The sequence below is a fragment of the Paludibacter sp. genome (assembly GCF_009712605.1).
Classification (GTDB): domain Bacteria; phylum Bacteroidota; class Bacteroidia; order Bacteroidales; family Paludibacteraceae; genus Microbacter.
Genome location: NZ_WASO01000011.1, coordinates 38,094 through 60,615, shown reverse-complemented (window position 1 = coordinate 60,615; position 22,522 = coordinate 38,094). Strand labels below are relative to the sequence as shown.

Genomic DNA, 22,522 nt, shown 5'->3' with positions numbered 1-22,522 from the left:
AAGCAACCATCCCGAAGGATAGGTTGCTCCCATTGGTTTTGCGCCTCAATGCGCTGCACTCTACATACAATCTTTATTTGCCCGGTCTTTGGTCAGTTCCCATCAGCAGAAGCTTCCACCTTGGCCGAAATCTTCTCAATGGCTTCATTCAGCTTTTCTTGTGGAAGTATGATATTGAAATCTCCCCAGAAGGAGGTGTCGTAAACATATTGTGTATCGGCAAATATCTTATTCAGAGGTACCCGTTCTATTTTTGGGAAAGGTTTTACATCCACCGTATCAATTTTACAGGTAGCTGATTCGAAAAAGATGTGCATCGGGCTATAGAATAGTTGCCGTTTTTGCTTCATTTTGAAAAAGAGATCGCCTCTCAGGTGGCTGACGTAATATTTGCCATTCCATTGCTTGTAGGCCACGCTGTAGTAGATTTGCTGCGGTTTGATCTGTACATCACGACTACGTTTTACGATAAAAAGGGATGCAGCCTGATCGATATGCCGCGGATCAACTTCAAATTCAGCACGCAGCAGGGCTGAATTATTGGCATCGATATAAAGCCTGCCGCGATACATAGGGTCACTTATATCCGATTTGGGTTCAAAAGCTACCACATGAGCCAGATGCGAATCATATTCCACCATGTCGATTTTATTGTAATTGAATGGTGTGTTGTCGCTAATATCCATAAAATCGGGAAGATTTTTCATCAAATCAATCAGCAACGAAGCTTCGGGACCGGCTTTCATTTTAAGCACAAGCGTGTCTTTGTTTGCCTCATTGGTTATTTTCCGCATTTTCAAAAGCTTTATCTGTCCTTCGGAAAGCGATTCGTATGAGGGTTTGAAAACCTTGAAAACGGCCTCGGAAAGGTATAGCAGGTCTTTTCTTTTTTCAATTCCTTCGCGATAAAATGAAGTCAGGTACGATGGTTCCTGAGGATAGTTTCTGGAGCGGAAATCAACCACCTCCTGTACTATTTTCTTTGGGTTGACCATTCGGACGATAACTTCCTGCAGAGGAACAATGCGTTGGTTCATGTAGATGGTGCGCGAATTGCCCCCAAAAAGAGCGATAGGAATCTGTTTTGCTTCGTATCCGAGGTGAGATACATGCAGCATGGCATCCTTGTATTTTATCGGAATTTTCAAGGCAAAACGTCCGTCGGCATTTGCAATCGTACCAATACTGGTGCCATCTATCCCGATAGTACAATCGGAAATGGGGTCGTTGTTTAGTTTATCGTAAACGGCGCCATTAACGTTGATTGAAGTAACCGAATCGGGCTTTGGATAATCAGGAACAATTGCACGGACGACAGGAGTTGCTTGCTTTTTGTCGATAAGGATGTAACGGTCGACAACGGAAAGTGTATAGTTGCTGTTTCCCAGAACCCGGAGGATGGCGTCGCGAAGGGTGTAAGTGCCGGCTGGTAGCTTTACTTTCCGCTCGTTGTCAGTCACTTTGCTGTCATAGATAAAACTGTAACCCGAAAGCTCTCCTATTTTGTTTAGCAACTCGTAAACGGAACTTTTTTGTTTTGGTATAGACAACAAACGCTGTAGCGGTTCCTGAGAATGAACTGCCGACAGCGTGAGTGTAAAGAACAAAATATGAAGAAACAAAAAGCGTTTAGTCATACATAACAGAGATTTAAGGCTTTAATAACAGAATGCGTTACGGCTGTGAAATGAAAATCGAATCCTGAGTTACTTCTCTTTTGAGGTGAAGAGCCAGGCTGATTACCTTCGTCATTCCTTCAACATCGTTGTTGTAAAACTGCACATTCAGCTTATGGGTTTTAATAGCTTCGCCCTGCAGAGCAACTTTACGTTGTGAATACCGGTTGATGACCTGAACGATTTTTTCAAGAGGTTCATCTTTGAATTTCATGTGTTTGGTGAAGCTTTCCAACAGATTGTTGTCTGTATATTTGGTTTTTTGCCAGTGATTATCAACAATTGTTGCCTGTTCGCCTGCTACAACATAAGCAAACTCGCCGTTCGATTTTTGGGTTACTTTTACCTTACCTCTGAGCACAGCCAGTTCAAAACTCCCTTTGGCATCGCTTTTTACATTAAAAGCAGTACCTAATACCTCAACGATAATCTTTTTTGTTTCAATGCGGAAGGGCTTCTCGGGATTTTTGGCAATGTCGAACAGGGCATTTCCCTGCATAACCACTTCGCGGGAGTCTTTAGCAAAGCGCGATGGATAGAATAGAGAGCTACTACCTGCCAGATAAACCGTCGATCCATCCTCCAGTGTCTTTACAAGAGTATTGTCAGCGTCATTGTTGCGCATCGAAAGCAATGGAGTTTTATGCCGATCGGGGACAAAATAGCGGATAACCACCGTGGTGAGGCAAAGAGCAAGCATGGCGGCTACTGCCCAACGGAAGACCGGCATAGCAAAAATGCTGCGCTCTTTCTCGGCAATTGGGATGAGATTGTCCTCTTGCAGCCTTGCATGCAGGTTATTCCATGCTTTGTCGATGTCAATCTGCTGTATATTGTTGTTATAATTATCGGTCATTGTAGTAGGTATTATGCGGACGTTTGAGTATTGGAGAAATGCTTTAAATCTTTTCGGAGGAGAGCCAGAGCCTTTGTCATTTCGGCCTCAACTGTTTTTACCGATACGGACAATTCCTGAGCAATTTCGCTATATTTTTTGCCGTCGAAACGACTCATGCAAAAGATTTTGCGTTGCCTTTCGGGCATACGTTTCAACGAAAGCGAAAACTGTGCTTCAAGTTCTTTGTACTCCAGTTCATCAACAGGAGTAGGATTGCCGTGTTCAATAAATCCTCCCATTGCTTTCTCGCGATAGTTCTCTTCAATTTGCGCATGTTTCAGATAATGGAAAGCCCGGTTTCGGGTAGCCTGATAGAGATACGATTTTAATGACAGCCGGATTTGTAACTCTTCACGCTCTTTCCATAACAGGAAAAACAGGTCTTGTACAATTTCTTCTGCAACAGGCATATTGTTGAGGTACGAATTGGCATACCGGCACAATGGATCATAGTAGCTGCGGAAGAGCTTTTCAAAGGCTTTCAGATCGTTGTTCCGTATCTTCGAAAGTAGCAGTAGTTCGTCCAGCATAGCATCAGTTTGGGTTAAGGTTGTATCTCAACGATTGAACGAAAGATCATTCAAAGATACGTGATAATTTAACTATTGGCACACAGAAAGTTGAAAAAATATACAGTAATCAGTACGCAGTTTGCAGGTTTTTGGCTGCATACCGGGTACTGATTACCGAAGACTTGTTTATTTCTGTTTTCTCAGCTTGTTTACAGCGGCGTCCAGCGATTCAGTCGGAGCAATGATATTATAGTTTTCCCAGTATGCTTCGTCGTAGAAAGACGGAACTTTATCGGTGAATGCCTGATCGGACTTAAAAGCTTCCTTGTAAGGAATTGCTTCCGTTGGTTGCATAGTCCTGTCGGTAGCTACCATTTCCGAAACCAGATCATACTTACTGGAGAACAGACGGCGTTTCCAGTCGCATTTGAATTTGGCTTCGCTGCGTACGTAGTTGAGGTAATATGTTCCGTTTTGTTCCTTGTAAGTAATTACAAATGAGAACTCAGACGGACGGAATCGTAACCCAACCGGTTTCTTAACCAACATCATGTTAATGGCTTTGTCGAGATCCTGCATGTCGAGGCTGAATTCCACTCTCGTGAATGCCAACGTTTCCTGATCGATGTAGTATTTTCCGTTGTAGAGAGGAATCGGCAAAATAACACCCGGTTTGAAGCTGATAACATATTGCAGGCGATTGTCAATGCTTACAGGGTCTTCCATGGCGTAGTTGTAGCATGGCAATATTTCTTTATCCAACAATACATCAGGATTTTTTACAATGTCAAGCATTACGGCCAGAGTAGGGCCTCCCATTAATTTGACAGCAAGCGTATCCGAACTTTTCTGGCTCAACAATTGTCTTCCTTTGAAGATTTTTACACGGTCTTTGAACATCGAATGATCGTATGCGTCTTTGTAAAGATTGACAACAGCTTCCGAAATCTGGATGTATCGTTTCCCTTTTTGAGCTGTTTCGCGATAGAATCCGGTAAAGAGATCGGCACTTTTGCTGTAATTGGAAGGAATCTTGTTAATAGCCTGTTCTACAAGTTCTCTTGGCATTTCCGGCCGAATGGTCACCTCCCTCAGCATTCGTGGATTTGGAGTCATGCTGACAACTGTTTCCGAACTGTTGCCTTCAACAGCGATCCGTTTGTTTTTATAGGCAAGGTGAGAAAACTCTATCTCTTTCGCGTTGAGCGATGCTTTGATTTTCAGGGTGAATTCTCCATCGGCATTGGTAATGGTACCGATATTAGTGCCCGGAACGGATACATTAACATAGCCCAGATTCTTTTTGGTTTGTGCATCTTTTACCACGCCGCTAACGGTGTAATAATTTTCTCCTGATTGGGCTGCCAGCGGAGAAAAATGAGCCAACAGCATCACTGTAAGCATGCAGCTAAACCATTTTACGATAGTTGTTTTCATAATGGTTGAAATTAAAGTGATTGTACGATAGTTTTATTTGTGTCAGGCTGCATTTGTGCCAGCCTTTATCTTTTGCTTTTCGATTCTAAGACCCTTCACGTGAAAAATACCCTAAAATTTTATCAAAAAAAATTGTAAAGCCTTTCTCCATGAGATGAATCGTGAAAAACAGCTACCTTTGTCCTCTCCTAAACTTTATACAGATACGATGAACGCTTATCTTTACATATTTGATACTCTTGCCGATTGGGAAACCGGATATATTACCGCCGAACTGAATACCGGAAGATGCTTCAAACAACCGGGAAATCCTGTGCGTGTTATCACAATTGCCAACACAAAAGACGCGGTAAAAACAATGGGAGGAATTACCATTTTGCCCGATCAGACAGTGGATGAAACCAAATTTACAGGCAACGATCTGTTGATTCTTCCCGGCGGCGAAACATGGCTGGAAGATATTCACCTGCCGATACTCTCTGTAGTAACCGAATTTTTGCCCAAAGGGATGATTGTCGGAGCTATTTGTGGGGCGACTTTTGCATTGGCAAAGGCCGGGATTCTTGATACGCGGAAACATACCAGCAACGACCTGAATTTCCTTCAACAGATATGCCCTGATTACAAAGGAGCTGAACTATATCTCAACGAACCGGCCGTGACCGACGATAACGTGATTACAGCTCCCGGCACAGCTCCGCTTGAGTTTGCACAGCATATTCTCAAACGTCTCGATGTGTTTAAGCCGAAGACTTTAGAGGCCTGGTATTCATTGCATAAGCTCAAAGAGCCAAACTATTTTTATGCCTTGATGGCGTCTCTGCAATAGCAACTATTTATTTCTTAATTCTTTCAAAAAACAGAGTCGAATGTCATTGAAATATGCAGTAATTGGTAGTGGTGCACTGGGTGGTTTTTATGGTGGCAAACTGGCGCATTCAGGTAAGGATGTCCATTTTTTGTTTCACAGCGATTATGAATATGTGTTGGACAATGGATTAAAGGTAGATTCGGTAAATGGGGATTTTCACCTTACCGGTATCAATGCCTACCAATCCACAGCCGATATGCCAAAGGCGGATGTGGTACTTGTATGTCTTAAAACCACCAACAACTATCTTCTGAAATCACTTTTGTCGCCGATTCTTCATTCCGGAACCGTTATTGTATTGATCCAAAATGGTTTGGGTGTTGAGCAGGATGTTGCCTCCGTTTTCCCGCTTCGACCTATTGTCGGAGGAATGGCATTTATCTGCTCGAACAAAATTGGCGACGGACACATTGCCCATCTTGATTACGGGAAGTTGAATCTGGGAGTATTTCAGGGAGATATTGATCCTGTAGTGGAACAAATTAAGAACGATTTCACCGAAGCCGGAGTTCCAACCGAAGTGGCATCAGACCTGATGCAGGCTCGTTGGCAGAAACTGGTCTGGAACATTCCTTACAACGGGATGACTGTTGTGTTGAACACAACTACCGACCGTTTGATGAGCGAGGCCTCCACCCGTCAGCTTTCGTACGACCTGATGCTTGAAGTGATAAACGGAGCCCGGGCTTGTGGCGTAGAAGTTAAAGAGAGTTTTGCCGATAAGATGATGGAGCTCACCGACAGCATGACCCCTTATGCGCCAAGCATGAAACTCGACTTTGATTATAAGCGTCCGATGGAGATTGAATATATTTATTCACGTCCCGTAAAAGCAGCTATGGAAGCCGGTTACGCCATGAAGAAAGTAGCCATGCTTGAGTCGCAGCTTCGGTTTATTCAAGCCGGGCTGTCTGAAATCTAACCGGCGTATATTTCGTTTCAAAGTGCTCATAAATGGTAAATTATCCAAATATGAGGGCTTCTGTGAACTGCTGCATGATAGCACTTTATCCCACCGCTAAAAAATAGTATCTTTGCAAGATAATTTTTGCCGTCAAAATCGTCGCATGCTTCGAAATAAAGTATTAATAATAAGTGTATTACTTGGCTTTTTTCTGCTGCTGTTTGCTTCAGCTTCAGCAATAATTGCCCCTCCGCAGGACAATAAAAAGCTTTCAGGCGATACACTCCGCCGTGTACTTCCCGTCGATTCGGTATCGATGAAACCGAAAAAGAAGAAACAGCAAATAGATGATATCATCAACTATCAGGCCGAAGACTCTATCGTTTTTTATGGAAACGGAACCGGTTACATGTACGGCAAAGGCGATTTAAAGTACCAAAGGATGTCGTTGGCAGATGCCGCTTATATTCGAATGAATATGGATAGCAGTCTGGTATATGCTTCGTCAAAGAAGGATTCTACCGGAGCCCTGGTGGGGAAACCAATATTCAAAGACGAATCGAATGAGTTTACAACCAACGATTTGAAGTACAACTTCAACTCTAAGCGGGGATTGATTCACCATACGGTGACACAACAGGGTGAAGGTTTTGTGGTGGGTGAGACTTCAAAAATCACGCCCGATAAAATGATTAACATGATCGATGGTAAGTACACTACCTGCGAAGATCATGAACATCCTCACTTCTATCTCAAGATGACTAAGGCGAAAGTAAAGCCCAAGAGCTTTATCGTGGCGGGTCCGGCCTATCTTGTGTTGGAAGACGTTCCTTTGCCTATTGCACTGCCTTTCGGTTATTTCCCGTTCAACGATAAATATTCTTCCGGTGTGATTATGCCGTCGTATGGCGATGATTTCACCCGTGGGTTCAACCTGCATAACGGAGGGTACTACTTTGCCATTAGCGATTATGTGGATCTTGCTCTTACCGGCGAAATATACACCAAAGGAACCTGGGCGCTCAATGGGGCAAGCTCGTACGTGAAGAGGTATAAATATCGCGGTAATTTCAATTTCAGTTACCGCAACGATGTGTTCAGCGAAAAGGGGATGCCCGATTATAGTTCGTCAAGCAGTATGAGCCTCCAATGGTCACATAGCCAGGATAGTAAGTCGAATCCCTATTCCAGGCTGTCGGGAAGTGTGAACTTCTCTACGACCAGCTTCAACCGCAACAACATTGATAATGTGTACAATGTATCGGTGATGTCGCAAAATACCAAGACGTCGAGCATCAACTTTACCAAGAGTTTTCCGGAAAACTCATGGACAATTACGGCCAATGCCAACGTAACTCAGGTAACGTCCGATACCACCATCAACATGACCCTGCCAACGCTGAGCGTAGCTTCAGGGACGTTATATCCATTTAAACGAAAAGTAGCAGTGGGCAAAGAACGCTGGTATGAAAAACTGGTGCTTAACTATACGGGCGACTTTTCCAATAGCATTCAGACCAAGGAATATAAGTTGCTAAAATCATCGTTATCACGCGACTGGCGAAACGGAGCCAAGCACAACATTTCTACGAATGCATCTTTTAGCCTGTTCAACTACATAACCATCACCCCTTCATTTAATTATACCGAACGATGGTATATGAGGAAAATCAACCAGCGATGGGATGATGCACACAATACTGTGGCGAGGGATACCACAACGGGCTTTTTCCGCTCATACAACTTTAGCGGAAGCATCTCTGCTCAAACGACATTGTATGGATTTTATGTGCCGAGCCGCAAAATTTTTGGTGATAAGATTGATCGTATCCGTCACGTCTTTGTTCCTTCGTTCAGTTTCAGTTACAATCCTGATTTTAGTGATCCTATCTGGGGTTCATACTCCACTTACAGCAAATATGTTGCAGCTACAGCTTCTCATGCTGCTTATCAGGAAACGGTAAAATATTCGCCATTCGAATCCGAAATTTATGGTTATGCAGGTGCCGGAAAATCGGGTGCTATCGGGTATTCGTTTACCAACAACATTGAAATGAAGGTAAAACAGAAATCGGATACTACAGATCTGCCTGTTTATAAAGTGGTAAGCCTTATTGATAATCTTTCTATCAGTGGATCGTACAATCTGGTGGCAGACTCGCTTCGATGGTCGTTGATCAATGCTAACCTTCGTATTAAGATGCCGTTTTCCAACAATTTTACGTTGAATGTCGGAGGAACATTCGATCCGTATATGTACGGTCTGAATTCGAGTGGACAACCTGTGCATGTGGATCGCTTACGTTGGAATCATGGGAAATTGCCCCGATTTATGGGAACCAGTTTCTCTCAGAGCTTCACGCTTAATAACGATACTTTTAAGAAAAAGAACGCTAAAGAAAAGGCAAAAGACAAAGAGAAAGAGGACAAACTGAAACCTTTGACCGGGGCTGATTTACTGAACCCAGAACTGGTGATGAAGCATAAGCAAGACTCTATTGCGGAGCAGAAAAAGAATGAAAAGCGAGATTTAGATGCCGACGGATATGTAAAGCCCACTTTCAAATGGAGTATCTCTGCCAACTATGGTGTGCAGTATGGGCAATCGACTTTTAACTATCAGAAGATGGACTACAATATGGGATTGACGCATAGCCTTAGTTTTAATGGCATGTTATCGCCAACCCCGAAATGGAACTGCAACTGGTCGGCTACCTATAGCTTCTCCGATAAAAAACTCACGCAGGTAAACTTGAGCATCACCCGCGACCTTCACTGCTGGTCGATGAGCGCACAAATAGTACCGGTGGGTTACTACACCTCTTATTCGTTCAAGATTGCCGTTAAATCGTCGCTGCTGCAGGATTTGAAGTATGAAAAGCGGAGCAACTACGGCGAGAATGTTAAATGGGAATAAAAGTACCATAGTTAATATTTATAGAAACTGAAAATTTGAAATTAACGGGTACATGAAAAGACAAAATGCGCAAACCCTCGGAGAAGCGATAAAAGTATTTCTGGCCGAAAAGAAAGCCTTCAATCGCAAACTGCTCGAGAACCGGGTTGTCAGTTCATGGGGTGAAATTATGGGCTCCACAGTGGCATCTTATACCTCCAACGTAGAGATCCGTCGCCAAAAGCTTTATGTGACTCTTACATCGTCTGTACTTCGGCACAGCCTTTCGATGTCGAAAGACGAAATTGTAAAAAAAATCAACCGGGCTTTGGGAGATGATGTGGTAACCGAAGTCGTTTTTCGGTAATTGCCCAACCCATCCTAAGGAGGAGGGGAACTGAATCTGCACCATTAGATTAACGTTTGAGCAACGTCTTCATGCCCGAAAACTTTGAACTTGAAACTTGAAACTTTGAACCTGAAATTTGTTCATGCAGGAATTTCTTCAACATAAAATATTTCAACTCATTTCGGAAGCTGCCGACGAGATGCAGTGCGAGTGCTACGTTATAGGCGGATACGTGCGCGACCTTTTCCTGAAACGGAATTCGAAAGATATCGATGTGGTGGTGGTAGGGAGCGGAATTGAGCTTGCTCAGGCTGTTGCAAAGAAATGGGGCAAGGGAACCCATCTGAGCGTGTTCAAGACTTTCGGTACGGCTCAGCTAAAGAAAGGGAGCGTGGAGGTGGAATTTGTGGGTGCTCGTCGTGAGTCTTACAGCCACGATTCGCGTAAGCCGGTGGTGGAAGCCGGAACACTGGAAGATGACCAGCGTCGTCGCGATTTTACGGTCAATGCGCTGGCTATTTCGCTCAATAAAGACACACTTGGTAAACTGCTTGATCCGTTCGGTGGACTGGAAGATATGGAGAAGAAGATTCTCCGCACGCCACTTGACCCCGATATTACCTTCAGCGACGATCCTTTACGCATGATGCGCGCCATACGTTTTGCCACGCAATTGCAATTCAAAATTCATCCAGATACCTTCGATGCCATTATCCGCAACCGCGAGCGCATTAAGATTATTTCTGCCGAACGCATTGCCGACGAGATGAACAAGATGATGGCAGCAAAACACCCGTCCGAAGGATTTTTCCTGCTCGATAAATCGGGGTTGCTGGAACTGATCTTCCCTGAATTGTCGGCTCTGAAAGGAGTGGATGTACGCGGGGGGAAAGGGCATAAAGATAATTTTGTACACACACTGGCCGTCCTCGACAAATTGGCATCGCATTCGGACAACCTTTGGCTGCGTTGGGCAGCCGTGCTGCACGATATTGCCAAGCCGGTTACCAAACGCTGGGATGACCAAACGGGTTGGACTTTCCATAACCATAACTTTATCGGAGAAAAGATGATTCCGGGCATTTTTAAACGGATGAAGCTGCCGATGAACGAGAAGATGCGTTTTGTGCAGAAGATGGTGTCTCTCCACATGCGCCCCATCGTGTTGAGCGAGGAAGGAGTAAGTGATTCGGCTATCCGTCGTCTTTTGTTTGATGCCGGGGACGATATCGACCTTCTGATGCAGCTTTGCGAAGCCGATATTACCTCGAAAAATCAGGTTAAGGTACGTACTCACCTAGAGAACTTCGCGCTGGTACGGCAAAAGCTTATCGATATAGAGACCAAAGACAAAATCCGCAACTGGCAACCGCCTATCGACGGAGTCGAGATAATGAAGATTTTCAACCTGCCCCAATGCCGCGAAGTGGGACTGCTGAAAAACGCCATTAAAGATGCCATTCTCGATGGCGAAATCCCCAACGAATACGATGCGGCCTACCGTTTTCTGATGGCCAAAGCCGTGGAACTGGGTATTGTGAAAAAGTAACATCGAACATATTTACCCCAATCGGAAATTCTCATTCTGATTGGGGGTATTTTGTTTTTCCGTTACTTATTTCTCTCATTATCCGTAATATTTTTCCACTCTTAAGTTAAATCCAAACAAATCAAGTGAACGTACTTGCGAAAGGGCACTTTCAGAGAGTATATTTGCACCCATTTTGAGGCGTTGGCCTCTTCCAACCTGTCTGAAACCCTGTTGCACACCTGGCAAGGAAGTCTGAAGCACTTCAGCAACATTCTTTTCCTTTCGAATTCACACTAACAGGAATTTTACATCCTACTATTTATAAAAACGATCAGTTGATATGAAGTTTACACCTGAGACTTACAAGGTTCCGGATCGGGCAATGACCTCTTTTATTGATGAAGAAGAGATCTGGAATTATATTACAAACACCGCAGCTACCAGCGAAAAGATAAGAGCGATCATTAATAAATCACTTGCTAAGCAAAGGTTGACCCTTGAGGAGGTGGCTACGCTGATTAATGCCGATGATCCGGCGCTGATTGATGAGATTAAAGAGGGCGCCCGCCAACTCAAACAGCAGGTGTATGGTAACCGTATCGTGTTGTTTGCCCCACTTTATGTAGGCAATAAATGCGCGAATAACTGTAGTTACTGCGGCTTCCGTGCCGGGAATCAACATGCAGTACGGAAGACGCTGAATGATGATGAGCTTGTTTCGGAGATAGAAGCGCTGGAAGAGAACGGACAAAAGCGGTTGATTTTGGTGTACGGAGAACATCGTACCTATTCTCCCGAGTTTATTGCAGCTAACGTTCGGACGGCTTATGCGGTGAAAAAAGGGAATGGCGAGATACGTAGGGTGAATATCAACGCGGCTCCCATGGAAATTGAAGGTTACCGGGTGTTGAAGGAAGCAGGCATCGGCACTTTTCAGGTATTTCAGGAGACTTACCACCGCGAAGCCTATAAACAGTATCACCTGAGTGGAAAGAAAACCGATTACGACTATCGTCTCACGTCGCTCGACAGGGCGCAGGAGGCCGGGCTCGACGATGTGGGTATCGGGGCTTTGTTTGGACTTTACGACTGGCGTTTTGAGGTGATGGCACTGGTGCGTCATACCAACCATCTGGAAGCTTGTTATAATGTGGGTCCTCATACCATCTCTTTCCCTCGTATCAAAGATGCATCGGGATTAATGTCGGGAGATAAATATTTTGTCTCCGATGAAGATTTTGCCCGCCTTATTGCTATCCTTCGATTGGCGGTTCCTTACACAGGTATGATTTTGACCGCCCGTGAACCGGAAACCCTGCGGAATGAGTTGATACAATATGGTGTGTCGCAAATTGACGGTGGAACCAAGATTGAATTGGGATCGTATGCCGAGAAGGAGAAAAATGAAAATCTTGATAAAGGTCAGTTCAAAATAAATGATGATCGTGCGTTGAGTGAGATTATTGATGAACTGTTGGAACAAGATATGTTGCCTTCGTTTTGTACCTCCTGTTACCGACGCGGACGTACCGGAGAACACTTTATGGAGTTTTCTGTACCGGGATTTATCAAACGTTTTTGCACTCCCAACGCGTTGCTCACGCTGGCTGAATATATTGAAGACTATGCCGGCGAGAAGACTGCACAAAAGGGATGGAAAGCGATTGAGAAGAACATCGGGACGCTGGACGAGAAGATGCAGCAGTCGGTGCGCGAAAAGATAGGGAAGATTCGTGACGGAGAAAGAGATTTGTATTATTGATATGAGATTTCCGGTTCGTTTTGAACCCACATAAACAGAAAATAGTTATGGCAAAAGATATAAAACCACATATAGGCATATTCGGCAGAAGAAACAACGGGAAGAGTTCGTTTATCAATCTGTTGGTCGGACAGGATTTGGCAATTGTCTCCGATCACGCAGGAACCACCACCGACCCGGTGAAGAAGTCGGTAGAGATATTCGGAATAGGACCGGCTATATTGATCGATACGGCCGGTATTGACGATACAGGCGAACTGGGCGAAAAACGCATTAAGAAAACCCGTGAGGTGATAAAACAGGTCGATTGTGCCATTTTGCTTCTTGCAGGAAACGAGTACGGTGCGTATGAAGCGGATCTGGTCAAGCGTTTTGGAGAATACGAAGTGCCCTATATGATCGTTCACAACAAGAGCGATGAAGCGATTGTGTTGCCTGTCACAGAGCAAAAGGTATTTGCAGCCACGGGGAAGGACATTCTGGATTTCAGTACGGTGAGTCTCTCCAATCAGGAGGAGTTGATCGCCCGTCTGAAGAATACCATTCCGGAAACGGCTTACCAAAAGCCATCGCTTTTTGGTGATCTGGTGAAACCCAAAGATGTTGTATTGCTGATAACCCCAGTCGATAGCGAAGCCCCGGACGGACGGATGATTCTGCCTCAAAACATGGCCATTCGCGATGTGCTGGATAACGATTGTATTTGTGTAACGGTGAAGGAGACCGAGATAGAAGATTTTCTGAGATTAGGTATAAAACCGGTATTGGTAGTAACCGACAGCCAGGCATTCGGACTGGTATCCAAACTGATTCCCGGGGATGTGCCGCTCACCAGTTTCAGCATTATTTTTGCCCGCCTAAAAGGTGATTTCGCGAAATATCTTGAAGGGACTTCTACCATTTCCCGATTGCAGGATGGCGATAGGGTGTTGATTCTCGAATCGTGTACCCATCAGGTAAGTTGCGACGATATCGGACGATTCAAGATACCGAACTGGATGAAAAAATTCACAGGAAAATCACTTGAATTCAAGGTTGTGTCGGGATTGTCCGAGATTCAGGAAGAGATTACCAACTTTGCGTTGGTAGTGCAGTGCGGCGGTTGCATGGTGACACGCAAACAGTTGCACAGCCGCCTGAAACCGGCTGTCGATGCCGGAGTTCCGGTGACCAACTACGGATTGGCCATTGCCTACATGCACGGTATTTTTGAGCGTGCCACCGCCATGTTTGCCAAATGAACCGAGTATCCGACATATTGAGCCGGAAGGAGTTGTTGCGCGACGATATTATTTTCCTGTTGCAGCTTTCGGGAGAGGATGAAAAGATTCTTTTCCGTCATGCGGCGCAGGTAAAACAAGAGACGGTGGGCAACAAGGTATTTCTGCGGGGATTGGTGGAGATGTCGAACGTGTGCCGGAAGGATTGTCTCTATTGTGGCATCCGGACATCGAACAGCGATGTTAACCGATACTCACTTTCGGAATACGAAGTGCTGTCTGCCATTCGCTTTGCGCATGAGAACCGTTATGGATCGGTGGCATTGCAGTCGGGCGAGTTGACCGGAAAATCTTTTACGGATAAGATAAGCCGTATTATTGCCCGATCGGAAGAACTTACCGGTGGCAGTATCGGCATCACCCTTTCGTGCGGCGAGCAGTCGGAAGAGGTTTACCGGGAGTGGTTCGACAAGGGGGCACATCGTTATCTGCTGCGCATTGAGTCGTCCAGCCGGGAGCTCTATGAACGCATTCATCCCCGTGACGCGAATCATCGGTTCGACGCCCGGGTAAATGCTCTCTATGCGTTGCGAAAGATAGGATATCAGGTAGGAACCGGAGTGATGGTGGGTCTGCCTTTCCAGAACGTGGAGCATCTGGCTGACGACTTACTGTTTATGAAGCGTTTCGATATCGATATGTGTGGCATGGGCCCTTATATTGAACATAAGGATACGCCGTTGTACAGTTATCGTGAGGGTTTGATGACGTTGAACGAACGGTTGCAGCTCACGCTGCGCATGATTGCCATTTTGCGAATACTGATGCCCGATATCAACATAGCGGCCACTACAGCCCTGCAGGCTATCGATAAGATGGGGCGTGAGAAAGCCATTCAAATTGGAGCGAACATACTGATGCCGAACATAACTCCCGGTCGGTTTCGTGACAGTTACGCGTTGTACGAAAACAAACCCTGCACCGACGAAAATGCAGATGATTGCAAGAGCTGCATCGATGTGAGGGTGCATCTGGTGAATCACGAGGTGGGGTATGCCCACTGGGGTGATTCGCCCCGTTTCGCAAAACGGGATGTGCCAAAGGGCAAATAATGAGATTGAAGTGTTTTTTTATTTGGTTGACGTGTTTGTTGCTATTTCGTACGCTTCGAGCATAGTCGAACCCGGATAACCGGACCCCTTTTTCCTTCCAAGTTTGCCTAATGTTTAGCCCAAGATAGAGCGAACCGGTATCTTTTCCTGAAACGAAGAATTTGCCATGCTTGCTTAACAAGGGGATTACTTGGTTAGAATACAATTTCAGAGCGACATCACGTCGCCCTGAAATCAAAAACTAAAATGTTTAAGCAAAGTATCGTTACCATAGGCGCAACGATATACGGTTATAGCCTTTCGACGATATGTTTATGTAAGTCTATAGCACTTATAGGGTGACTGCTTCAACGGTATAGCCTGCTTTTTTGAGTTGTGCCACCAGTCCTTTGTCGTCAACTAAATGGAAAAAACCTACGGCAATAAAACACGATTGCGATTTCATCAGCTCGGGTAGTTTTGCCAGCCAGGAATTGTTGCGGTTTTCAATCAGGGGTTTCTTTTCATTGGCAGTCATGCTCCAGTCGGCTTTTTCGAGGGCTTCGGCTTTTGCCATATCGCCGGCTTTATAGGCATCTGTTATTTGAATCAGCAGGTCGATTCCTTTTTGTTTCTCCTTGATCTCTTTCATCAGAATTTCAGCTTGTCGTTTTAGCGGAAGGCTGTTGAGAATGATATCCATTTGTTGGTCGAGGGTCTCCAATCCAATCACTTTCTTGTTGTTTTCTTTCGCTGCTTTCTGCAATATGGCGTCGATTGCTTCAGGCTGTTTTGTCATGCCGTAAGCTTTCATAAATGTCATGCTGCAGTAAAGTGTTTCGAGCAGCATCGGTTTCATCATGCCCAGTTGAGCCATACCGGCACCCATCAGTTGCTGAAATTCGTTATCGGCCAGTTGGTAATCTTCGGGAGATAACAGTTCTTTCATAGTGGTGCCGGTAAGCATTCCTGCCTGCAACATTTTCATCTGGGCTGTAGCCGGGTCGGGAATTTCCATCTTGCCCACCACGGCATCGGTCTGCTTGCTGAGATCGATGATTTGGTCGATATTTTTTATCTGGTCTTTATCTACCAGATGGTGAGTTCCGAAGAGGTAGCTAGGTTTGGCCAGTCCGTTGCCCGATATTTTCCATAACAGTTGAGCATTGGTGCTACAAGTAATTAATAATGTTACCAGTAGCAGAAGAATTTGTTTTTTGTTCATTTTGTAAGTATTGTAAGGTGTTACTTAATGTTTTAGTGATCTGAAAAAATTATAGCACAGACTGATAACTATCAGATTGAAGATCAAGTGCCTGCATTGTATCCCAATTGCTTTGCCCAATTCAAACGAATTATACATCTGATTCTGTTGGCAAAAGAGCACGTAGATCAATGATAACAGTAAAATGATTATCGATAGAAAGATTTTCCTCCCTGTGGATAGTGAACCGAAATTGGAATGTAAATTTTTCATTTACTTGTATTTATCTCACAATCGGTATAACTTTCGTTGCCGATACTTGTTTATAGCTGTCTACAGGCTGTTTGAAAAGTATGTTGCGCAAGAGTCGGAGATCAAATCATTGCCGGTGTTTACCAACAGCCTCTTTCGCTACTTTTCGATTTCGGTTAGTTAAAAGAATCAGGCAGCCTTTCTTCATGCGGCTACTGATATAAAGACGGTTTGTTTTGCAAATGTAATTATTCGTGTTAATATAAATAGGAATACGTTTGTATTTGTAGATTAATTTATATTATATAAACAAATATTTTATCATATAATTGCTTTTGTGGGGGTTTAGCTTTAATTGAGACTTTCACAAAAGCTCATTCTTTAAAACAACAGAGGCTGTCTCATTGCGAGACAGCCTCTGTTGTTTGTCCTGAACCCCGTCAGAATCCGTTATAGAGTATATTTATTCGTAGAGGCGAATCGTATTTTGGATCATGGGTCTTTTTGTTTCGTATTTGTACTCCGCTAAGAGTCGACTGTTGTTTTATTGACGTTATTGTACTCGAACTACTGCTGGCTAAGGTGTATTCTATCGGCACCAATACCATTTCTTCAACTGCATCTGCCGGGATGACAGAATTTCCATAGTATTTATGCAGTTTCGCCGAGAGCATAGAAGAAAGGTCGAATGTATAGCAATGCTTGGTCGAGTTGTAAGTTGCCACCATTAGGGTATCGCTGGAATAGTTGTAATTCTTCAGATAATTGAGCAGGTTTGCTTTGCGGGTCAGTAGAAGCGTTGTCGGCGGTTTCAACGCGTAAGGATTGATTGTATCCCTGTTAACAACTTCGGCAGTCATCCCTGCATGATTAAAATTGATCACTTTACTGCCGAAACGTTGTTTTGCTTTGTTCAGAATACGTCCGACAGGAATATTCACCTGCGTGTAGATGCCGGCAGGAGAGGTAATGTAAGTGACCGAGTCAGGTACGCTGGCGATGGTACTGATGATATCTTTGTGCGATATAAGGCCTATCTGACGCACATCCTTGCTGGCCGGGAAAATAAGCCCCGAAGTAAGAACCGTATCTTTATTGGACACAAATGCATGATATTTGTAGTACAAAGTCATGTAAAGGTGGTGAATGTTCCAGATAGAGCCATCTCCATATTCGGAGCGCAGGTAGATACCCTTAAAGAAGTTTGCAAATGAACTTTGACTATTAAAAGTACCATCCTTAGCGGCCTGAAAGAATCTTTTGACCTCATCTGCCGAGAATTTATATTTCAGGTGCGGTTGGTACGATACGGTGTCCTTTAAAGTATCCGGCACTGCTACCGAAATACGCGAACCCAGAAGTTTGCTTTTTGAACAATATTTAGAGGCATCTTCGGTGGTGTAATAGGTCGTGTTGTAGTCGAGAGTTCCCTTGTCCATTTCGTAAGCCGATATTTGTACCGGAGAATGTTTGTTTCCTTTCCATGTATTGAACACAAGGGTTAATGACAACGAATCGGCTACAGCTCCGGCTGGTAACGAAAATGTGCTGGGGGCAGTGAACTGGGCAAGGATTTCACCCCGAGTTGTTCCGTATGTAGCGTCATACAATTCCCCCAGCAGAAGCGAGTCTGCCGAGCAACTTGCCGGTGAACTGTTCGTGCCTGTTTTTATGCTGAATGAATTAACATAAAATGTATCAGTACCCAATACTATTCCATCTCCGGAGGGCTGAATGGACGTCCCTAAATCATAATCTCCGGAACAGGAGGAAAACATCAAAATAGTAGCGGCACATACTACATACAGGAAAAATTTCATATAATAATAATTTTCTTGTTTAAGAACATATTGAACTCCATGTTACAACAGCATCATTTTCTTGGATGTTTTTGAGAACATGCTCGCTTCATATGATAATAATTTGTTAAGCATTAAGGAATGAAAGAACACGTATCCGGTTTTTTTGGAAGCGAAGCGATCAGTTACCAGACCGGAGTGTTTCATCAGTGAAGAACTAAACAATTTATTGTTATCTGTCGTATTCTCTTGCCGGTTTTTATCACATTACTTTATCATACAAGTCGGTGTACGCCTTAATATAGGTTTCAGCGGTTTGATGTGACAAAAACTTATCGGAGAATTTCTCAGAAGCATATTCTTTCACCTGGGCGTTTATGGTTTCACTGCCTTCGATAGCTGCATCTGAAAAATCGAGAGCCAGTTTCGAAAGTGCAACAAAATCTACAGATTGATTCTTTATTGAAGTCAAATCCGAATCTTCCACACCGTCAAGACGTAATATCGTATCGTATCCTTCTTTGAACGGAGTTTTGAAGTCGTCGTTATAAACAGAATAAACGATTTTTGAATTGCGGAAGAAAGGATCATCGTGATATGCTTTCTTGATGTAAAGAGGAACCAGGGCCGTCATCCATCCGTGACAGTGAATCACGTCGGGAGTCCAGCGGAGTTTCTTTACGGTTTCCAGCACACCACGGGCAAAAAAGATAGTTCTTTCGTTGTTATCTTCGTATTCCACCCCATCCTCATCGGCCACGGTTTGGCGGTGATGAAAATAGTCATCGTTGTCTATAAAATAAACCTGCATACGGGCTGCCTGAATGGACGCTACCTTGATGATGAGAGGGTGATCGGTATCATCAATAATGAGATTCATCCCTGAAAGTCGTTGTACTTCATGTAGTTGATTACGGCGCTCGTTGATACAACCGAACTTAGGCATGAACGTGCGAATTTCCTTTCCTCCGTCCTGAACCGCCTGCGGTAATTGCCGACAGATGGTTGATATTTCTGATTCAGGCAAGTAAGGAGTGATTTCTTGCGTGATAAACAATACTTTGGTAGCTTCGCCCATATTGATGAAATAAGTATATTAAGTCAAAAAAACAACGCAAAGGTAGATAAAAAAATTTGTTTTACCACACAAGTATTTCTCTAAGAATTTACATACAAAAGCGGGTTTTTCAATGTTTTACTTCATTTAACACAAGTATGAGATTTCGTCCGATACAGGCATTCGGACTGGGAATATGGAGTAAATTACTTACCGTTGGCGCAATGTCTGTAATATTGGCAGAAGTAATGGTTTGTGAGTTAATTGAATAACCGAACAGGATGAACGGGACATAAGACTCTTTTCGGTTGCTCGCCGATATGATTTTCCCTGATGCATCGGCTTCTACCCATCCCGGCATCAGTGTGAAAACTACGTCTCCGGAGTGGTTCTTATTATAAGAATTTTTCATTCGCGATTGTTCATCATATCCCTTGCCATCCGAACGAAGTATCTCCTGGGTAGTGAATGCTGTTTGTACTCCCTGTAGTTCCATCATAAAGTCAGCGCAATGTTGCTGGATGGCATTCATCGAAATTCCTTTTTTCTCGATAGATTTACGGTCGAGATAGATGTTTTTGTTGAAATAGCCGGTAACCCACTGATTTTGACCATAGACAGCCATCAGGTAAAGGTTGAGCAAGGCCATCGAACTTGACGGAACGAATGTGCCACCGCTTATCTTGTAACTGGCCAGCGTATTTTGCGAATGAATCTCTCCCTGACTACCGGTAACCACAAACAACGTGTGGCTCAACCCGACGCTTTGATCAATCTTATCAATCAGTTCGGTGAGGTATTTATCCAGTCGCAGGTACATGTCTTCTTTCTCCGCCGAAAGCAGTTCAAACGCATCATCGCCATTTGTTTGAAGGGAAAACTGTAGTCCGAGATAATCTGTTGCGCTGCCGGCTCCCATTTTTTCCGTAGCAACGGCTTTAAGAGCGGCATCTTTTACAATCTGGTTGACAAAGGGTGTGCGCTTGAAATGTTGCACACGTTCCGAAACTGTTTTTCCGGTGTTGAAATAGACAAAGCCTCTGGCGGCGTCTTTTCTTTTGGGCGGAAACAGGTAAGTATTAATCGGATATAAAGGGAACCAGTCTTCCAGTATTGTCGTTTCTAGCGAATGGTCAACATTCATCTGATCGGCCCAGCGGGGCAAGCCCAGGGGGTAGAAGGAGGTGGTAGCAAAATGCCCCGAGTTGTTATCAATCCACACTGCTCCATCGGCAGCATGGCCGGCAAGCATGATGGCTTCATGGCTGTTGATTCCGATGGAGAAAACTCTGGATTTTCCACCACTATTCATCTTCAATTCGTCTGATACGGTAGAAGCAAGCAAAGGTTTCGGAGACAGCGTTTCTGTTGTGCCAATGCCGGCAGCTGAAGGGTCTTTCAGGCTTAATTCCAGCTTATCAGTTGTGCGATCGTAATACTGGTTCCCGGTGATGCCGTGATAGAACGGAGGCGTGCCACAGACCAGAGTGGCATAGTCGCTTGCGGCTCCGCACGAAAGAATCGGATAATATGTGTGGCGGCAAACAGCTCCCTGACTGTAAAGACGGCGAAAACCTCCTTTGTCGAAAAGATTCCAGAGGGTGGTCAGGTGTTCCGGCTGAAGCCCGTCAATTACAATATTGACTACCAACCGCGGTCGTTCGGGTTCGTTCGCGGCAGACACTGAACTTGTCAGACCGATAAAAAATGCTACATACAGGCAAAATGATTTCATGCGTTCATTTTTATTCTTTAGTTAGTTGTCGCATGGAACTCGCAATGAACATGGTCTTTTGGATTAAATGTCTGTTTTAATGCTCGTTTCATTTCTTTTTTGCTTTTCCATCTGTAATGACTACACCTCTAAAGTATTCTCCTTTCAGTCTCAAATACATAATCGAGCGTAAAGCCAAAACAATAATCAACAGAATCTCAGCTATCACAAAGTTTTGCGGCAGCAAAAACAAGGCAGCCAGCATAAATACCTCGCAGGCAAGGAATAGAAATTGCAGGTAGAATGCAAATTTGCGGGTTTGCCGAAAACAAACCGTAAACGCGAAAAACAGCAAGAGTGGATTCAACCACACTACATTCCAGTTGGAAGATACCAGCGGATGAACGGAGAAAGATGTCAGGTAAAATATGATAAAGCCGGCAGCTCCTCCAATTCCGAATAAAATAGCATCGAACCAAATCGAGAGCTTGCGATTGCGTTTGTCTTTTGAGCAAATCCACAATGTTACTAACAATAACAGAACGCAAATCCAGGGAATATAATTAAATGCCGGTTTTATATCTTTCCCTTGCACGGTAACCAGTTGCGACGAACTACTCACTAACGGAACAATAGCGCTGTCCCGTTGAATCCGTGCGGTAGCTGCGGCACGCATCAGCCGTTCGGGCAGGAACATGGTTTGCTGAAAGGTTGCAACATTATCTTTAGGGGCTCCCAGTATCAGGTGAATACCAAAAAGGATAGCCGGGCTATCCACGGTGTAGAGATCTATGAGTTGCTGAAAGGTCTCCTTCTTCTTTTCTAGGTTTTTATCGAACGTGATTTTCCCCTTGATTGCCCCGATAATCATGTCGCGGGGGCGTGTGGCACAGTTGTCGAAAACAAAATTGTAACGGTAGAATCGATGCTCGGGCTTATAATTCTCAACCAATGCGTCAAACAGAGCCTGTTTTTCGCTTTGTTTCAGGTTCAGCACCTGTTCCCACATGTTTATTTGTCGGAGCTGGTATTCAAGAATAAATTCCGACGTTTCGGTAACCCCCAGTTGATAGTCGGTTTCTCCGTTGACAAATTTGTAATAAAACCCCGGGGTATTATAGTCAAAATATCCATAGTTGAAACTGATATCAAGATGGTTCGCCGGATCGGATATGCGAATAGCGGAATGCCCGAATTTCGCGTAAAGCTCCGAACCGGGGCCACAGGTGAGGAGCGACACTTTAGCCGAGTCGGACAAAGTGACGGCTCCGGCGCTTACGATTGAAACGAAGAGCAGGAAGAGGATGATTGGTTTGCGCATTGATACAAAAATTAGTAATAAACAGGCC

The 22,522-nt window shown here is 44.2% G+C and carries 17 protein-coding genes; 8 read left to right on the top strand and 9 right to left on the bottom strand.

Annotated features, from left to right (window positions below; translation table 11 throughout):
• Positions 1-92: 92 nt before the first annotated feature.
• From F8N35_RS09790 to F8N35_RS09775, 4 genes are all read right to left on the bottom strand, one after another.
• Positions 93-1,637 carry an STN and carboxypeptidase regulatory-like domain-containing protein gene (locus tag F8N35_RS09790; protein WP_293052062.1) on the bottom strand — a complete coding sequence of 515 codons (1,545 nt, stop codon included), beginning with the start codon at positions 1,635-1,637 and terminating at the stop codon, positions 93-95.
• Between the two features lie 37 nt (positions 1,638-1,674).
• A complete protein-coding gene (locus F8N35_RS09785; protein ID WP_293052059.1) occupies positions 1,675-2,532 on the bottom strand; it encodes a FecR family protein in 858 nt (285 codons plus the stop codon).
• 11 nt (positions 2,533-2,543) lie between these two features.
• Complete coding sequence (locus F8N35_RS09780; protein WP_293052056.1) at positions 2,544-3,104, bottom strand: RNA polymerase sigma-70 factor; 561 nt, start codon at positions 3,102-3,104, stop codon at positions 2,544-2,546.
• Between the two features lie 168 nt (positions 3,105-3,272).
• The gene (locus tag F8N35_RS09775) at positions 3,273-4,523 is read right to left on the bottom strand and encodes a carboxypeptidase-like regulatory domain-containing protein (RefSeq protein WP_293052053.1); all 1,251 of its coding nucleotides are present in this window, start codon (positions 4,521-4,523) and stop codon (positions 3,273-3,275) included.
• A 154-nt stretch (positions 4,524-4,677) separates the two neighbouring features.
• Here F8N35_RS09775 and F8N35_RS09770 point away from each other — a divergent pair, with 154 nt between their 5' ends.
• From F8N35_RS09770 to hydE, 8 genes are all read left to right on the top strand, one after another.
• Complete coding sequence (locus F8N35_RS09770; protein WP_293052050.1) at positions 4,678-5,352, top strand: type 1 glutamine amidotransferase family protein; 675 nt, start codon at positions 4,678-4,680, stop codon at positions 5,350-5,352.
• A gap of 40 nt (positions 5,353-5,392) precedes the next feature.
• Positions 5,393-6,316: a putative 2-dehydropantoate 2-reductase gene (locus tag F8N35_RS09765; RefSeq protein ID WP_293052047.1), complete on the top strand. Its 924-nt coding sequence runs from the start codon at positions 5,393-5,395 to the stop codon at positions 6,314-6,316.
• A gap of 145 nt (positions 6,317-6,461) precedes the next feature.
• Positions 6,462-9,215 (top strand): putative LPS assembly protein LptD, encoded by a 2,754-nt coding sequence (locus F8N35_RS09760; RefSeq protein WP_293052045.1) that lies wholly within the window; start codon positions 6,462-6,464, stop codon positions 9,213-9,215.
• Between the two features lie 52 nt (positions 9,216-9,267).
• Positions 9,268-9,561: a DUF721 domain-containing protein gene (locus tag F8N35_RS09755; RefSeq protein ID WP_068702034.1), complete on the top strand. Its 294-nt coding sequence runs from the start codon at positions 9,268-9,270 to the stop codon at positions 9,559-9,561.
• Positions 9,562-9,679: 118 nt separating this feature from the next.
• Entirely contained in the window at positions 9,680-11,092 is a 1,413-nt protein-coding gene (locus F8N35_RS09750) for an HD domain-containing protein (protein ID WP_293052040.1), read from the top strand.
• A 322-nt stretch (positions 11,093-11,414) separates the two neighbouring features.
• The gene (gene hydG, locus F8N35_RS09745; protein ID WP_293052037.1) at positions 11,415-12,836 is read left to right on the top strand and encodes a [FeFe] hydrogenase H-cluster radical SAM maturase HydG; all 1,422 of its coding nucleotides are present in this window, start codon (positions 11,415-11,417) and stop codon (positions 12,834-12,836) included.
• Between the two features lie 47 nt (positions 12,837-12,883).
• On the top strand, positions 12,884-14,077 hold the full coding sequence (gene hydF / locus F8N35_RS09740) for a [FeFe] hydrogenase H-cluster maturation GTPase HydF (RefSeq protein ID WP_293052034.1): 1,194 nt from the start codon (positions 12,884-12,886) through the stop codon (positions 14,075-14,077).
• A complete protein-coding gene (gene hydE / locus F8N35_RS09735; RefSeq protein ID WP_293052031.1) occupies positions 14,074-15,168 on the top strand; it encodes a [FeFe] hydrogenase H-cluster radical SAM maturase HydE in 1,095 nt (364 codons plus the stop codon). Before hydF ends, hydE begins: the two co-directional genes overlap by 4 nt.
• A gap of 331 nt (positions 15,169-15,499) precedes the next feature.
• On the opposite strand, the gene F8N35_RS09730 is transcribed toward hydE, so the two are convergent.
• The 5 genes from F8N35_RS09730 to F8N35_RS09710 all read right to left on the bottom strand — a co-directional run bounded on the left by F8N35_RS09730 (position 15,500) and on the right by F8N35_RS09710 (position 22,494).
• Entirely contained in the window at positions 15,500-16,372 is an 873-nt protein-coding gene (locus F8N35_RS09730; protein WP_293052028.1) for a TraB/GumN family protein, read from the bottom strand.
• Positions 16,373-17,043: 671 nt separating this feature from the next.
• The gene (locus F8N35_RS09725) at positions 17,044-18,423 is read right to left on the bottom strand and encodes a DUF4270 domain-containing protein (RefSeq protein ID WP_293052025.1); all 1,380 of its coding nucleotides are present in this window, start codon (positions 18,421-18,423) and stop codon (positions 17,044-17,046) included.
• Positions 18,424-18,664: 241 nt separating this feature from the next.
• A complete protein-coding gene (locus tag F8N35_RS09720; protein ID WP_293052022.1) occupies positions 18,665-19,480 on the bottom strand; it encodes a glycogen/starch synthase in 816 nt (271 codons plus the stop codon).
• 109 nt (positions 19,481-19,589) lie between these two features.
• Positions 19,590-21,194, bottom strand: a complete 1,605-nt coding sequence (locus tag F8N35_RS09715) for an alkaline phosphatase family protein (RefSeq protein ID WP_293052019.1) — start codon at positions 21,192-21,194, stop codon at positions 19,590-19,592.
• Between the two features lie 88 nt (positions 21,195-21,282).
• Complete coding sequence (locus tag F8N35_RS09710; RefSeq protein ID WP_293052016.1) at positions 21,283-22,494, bottom strand: DUF4105 domain-containing protein; 1,212 nt, start codon at positions 22,492-22,494, stop codon at positions 21,283-21,285.
• Positions 22,495-22,522: the final 28 nt, after the last annotated feature.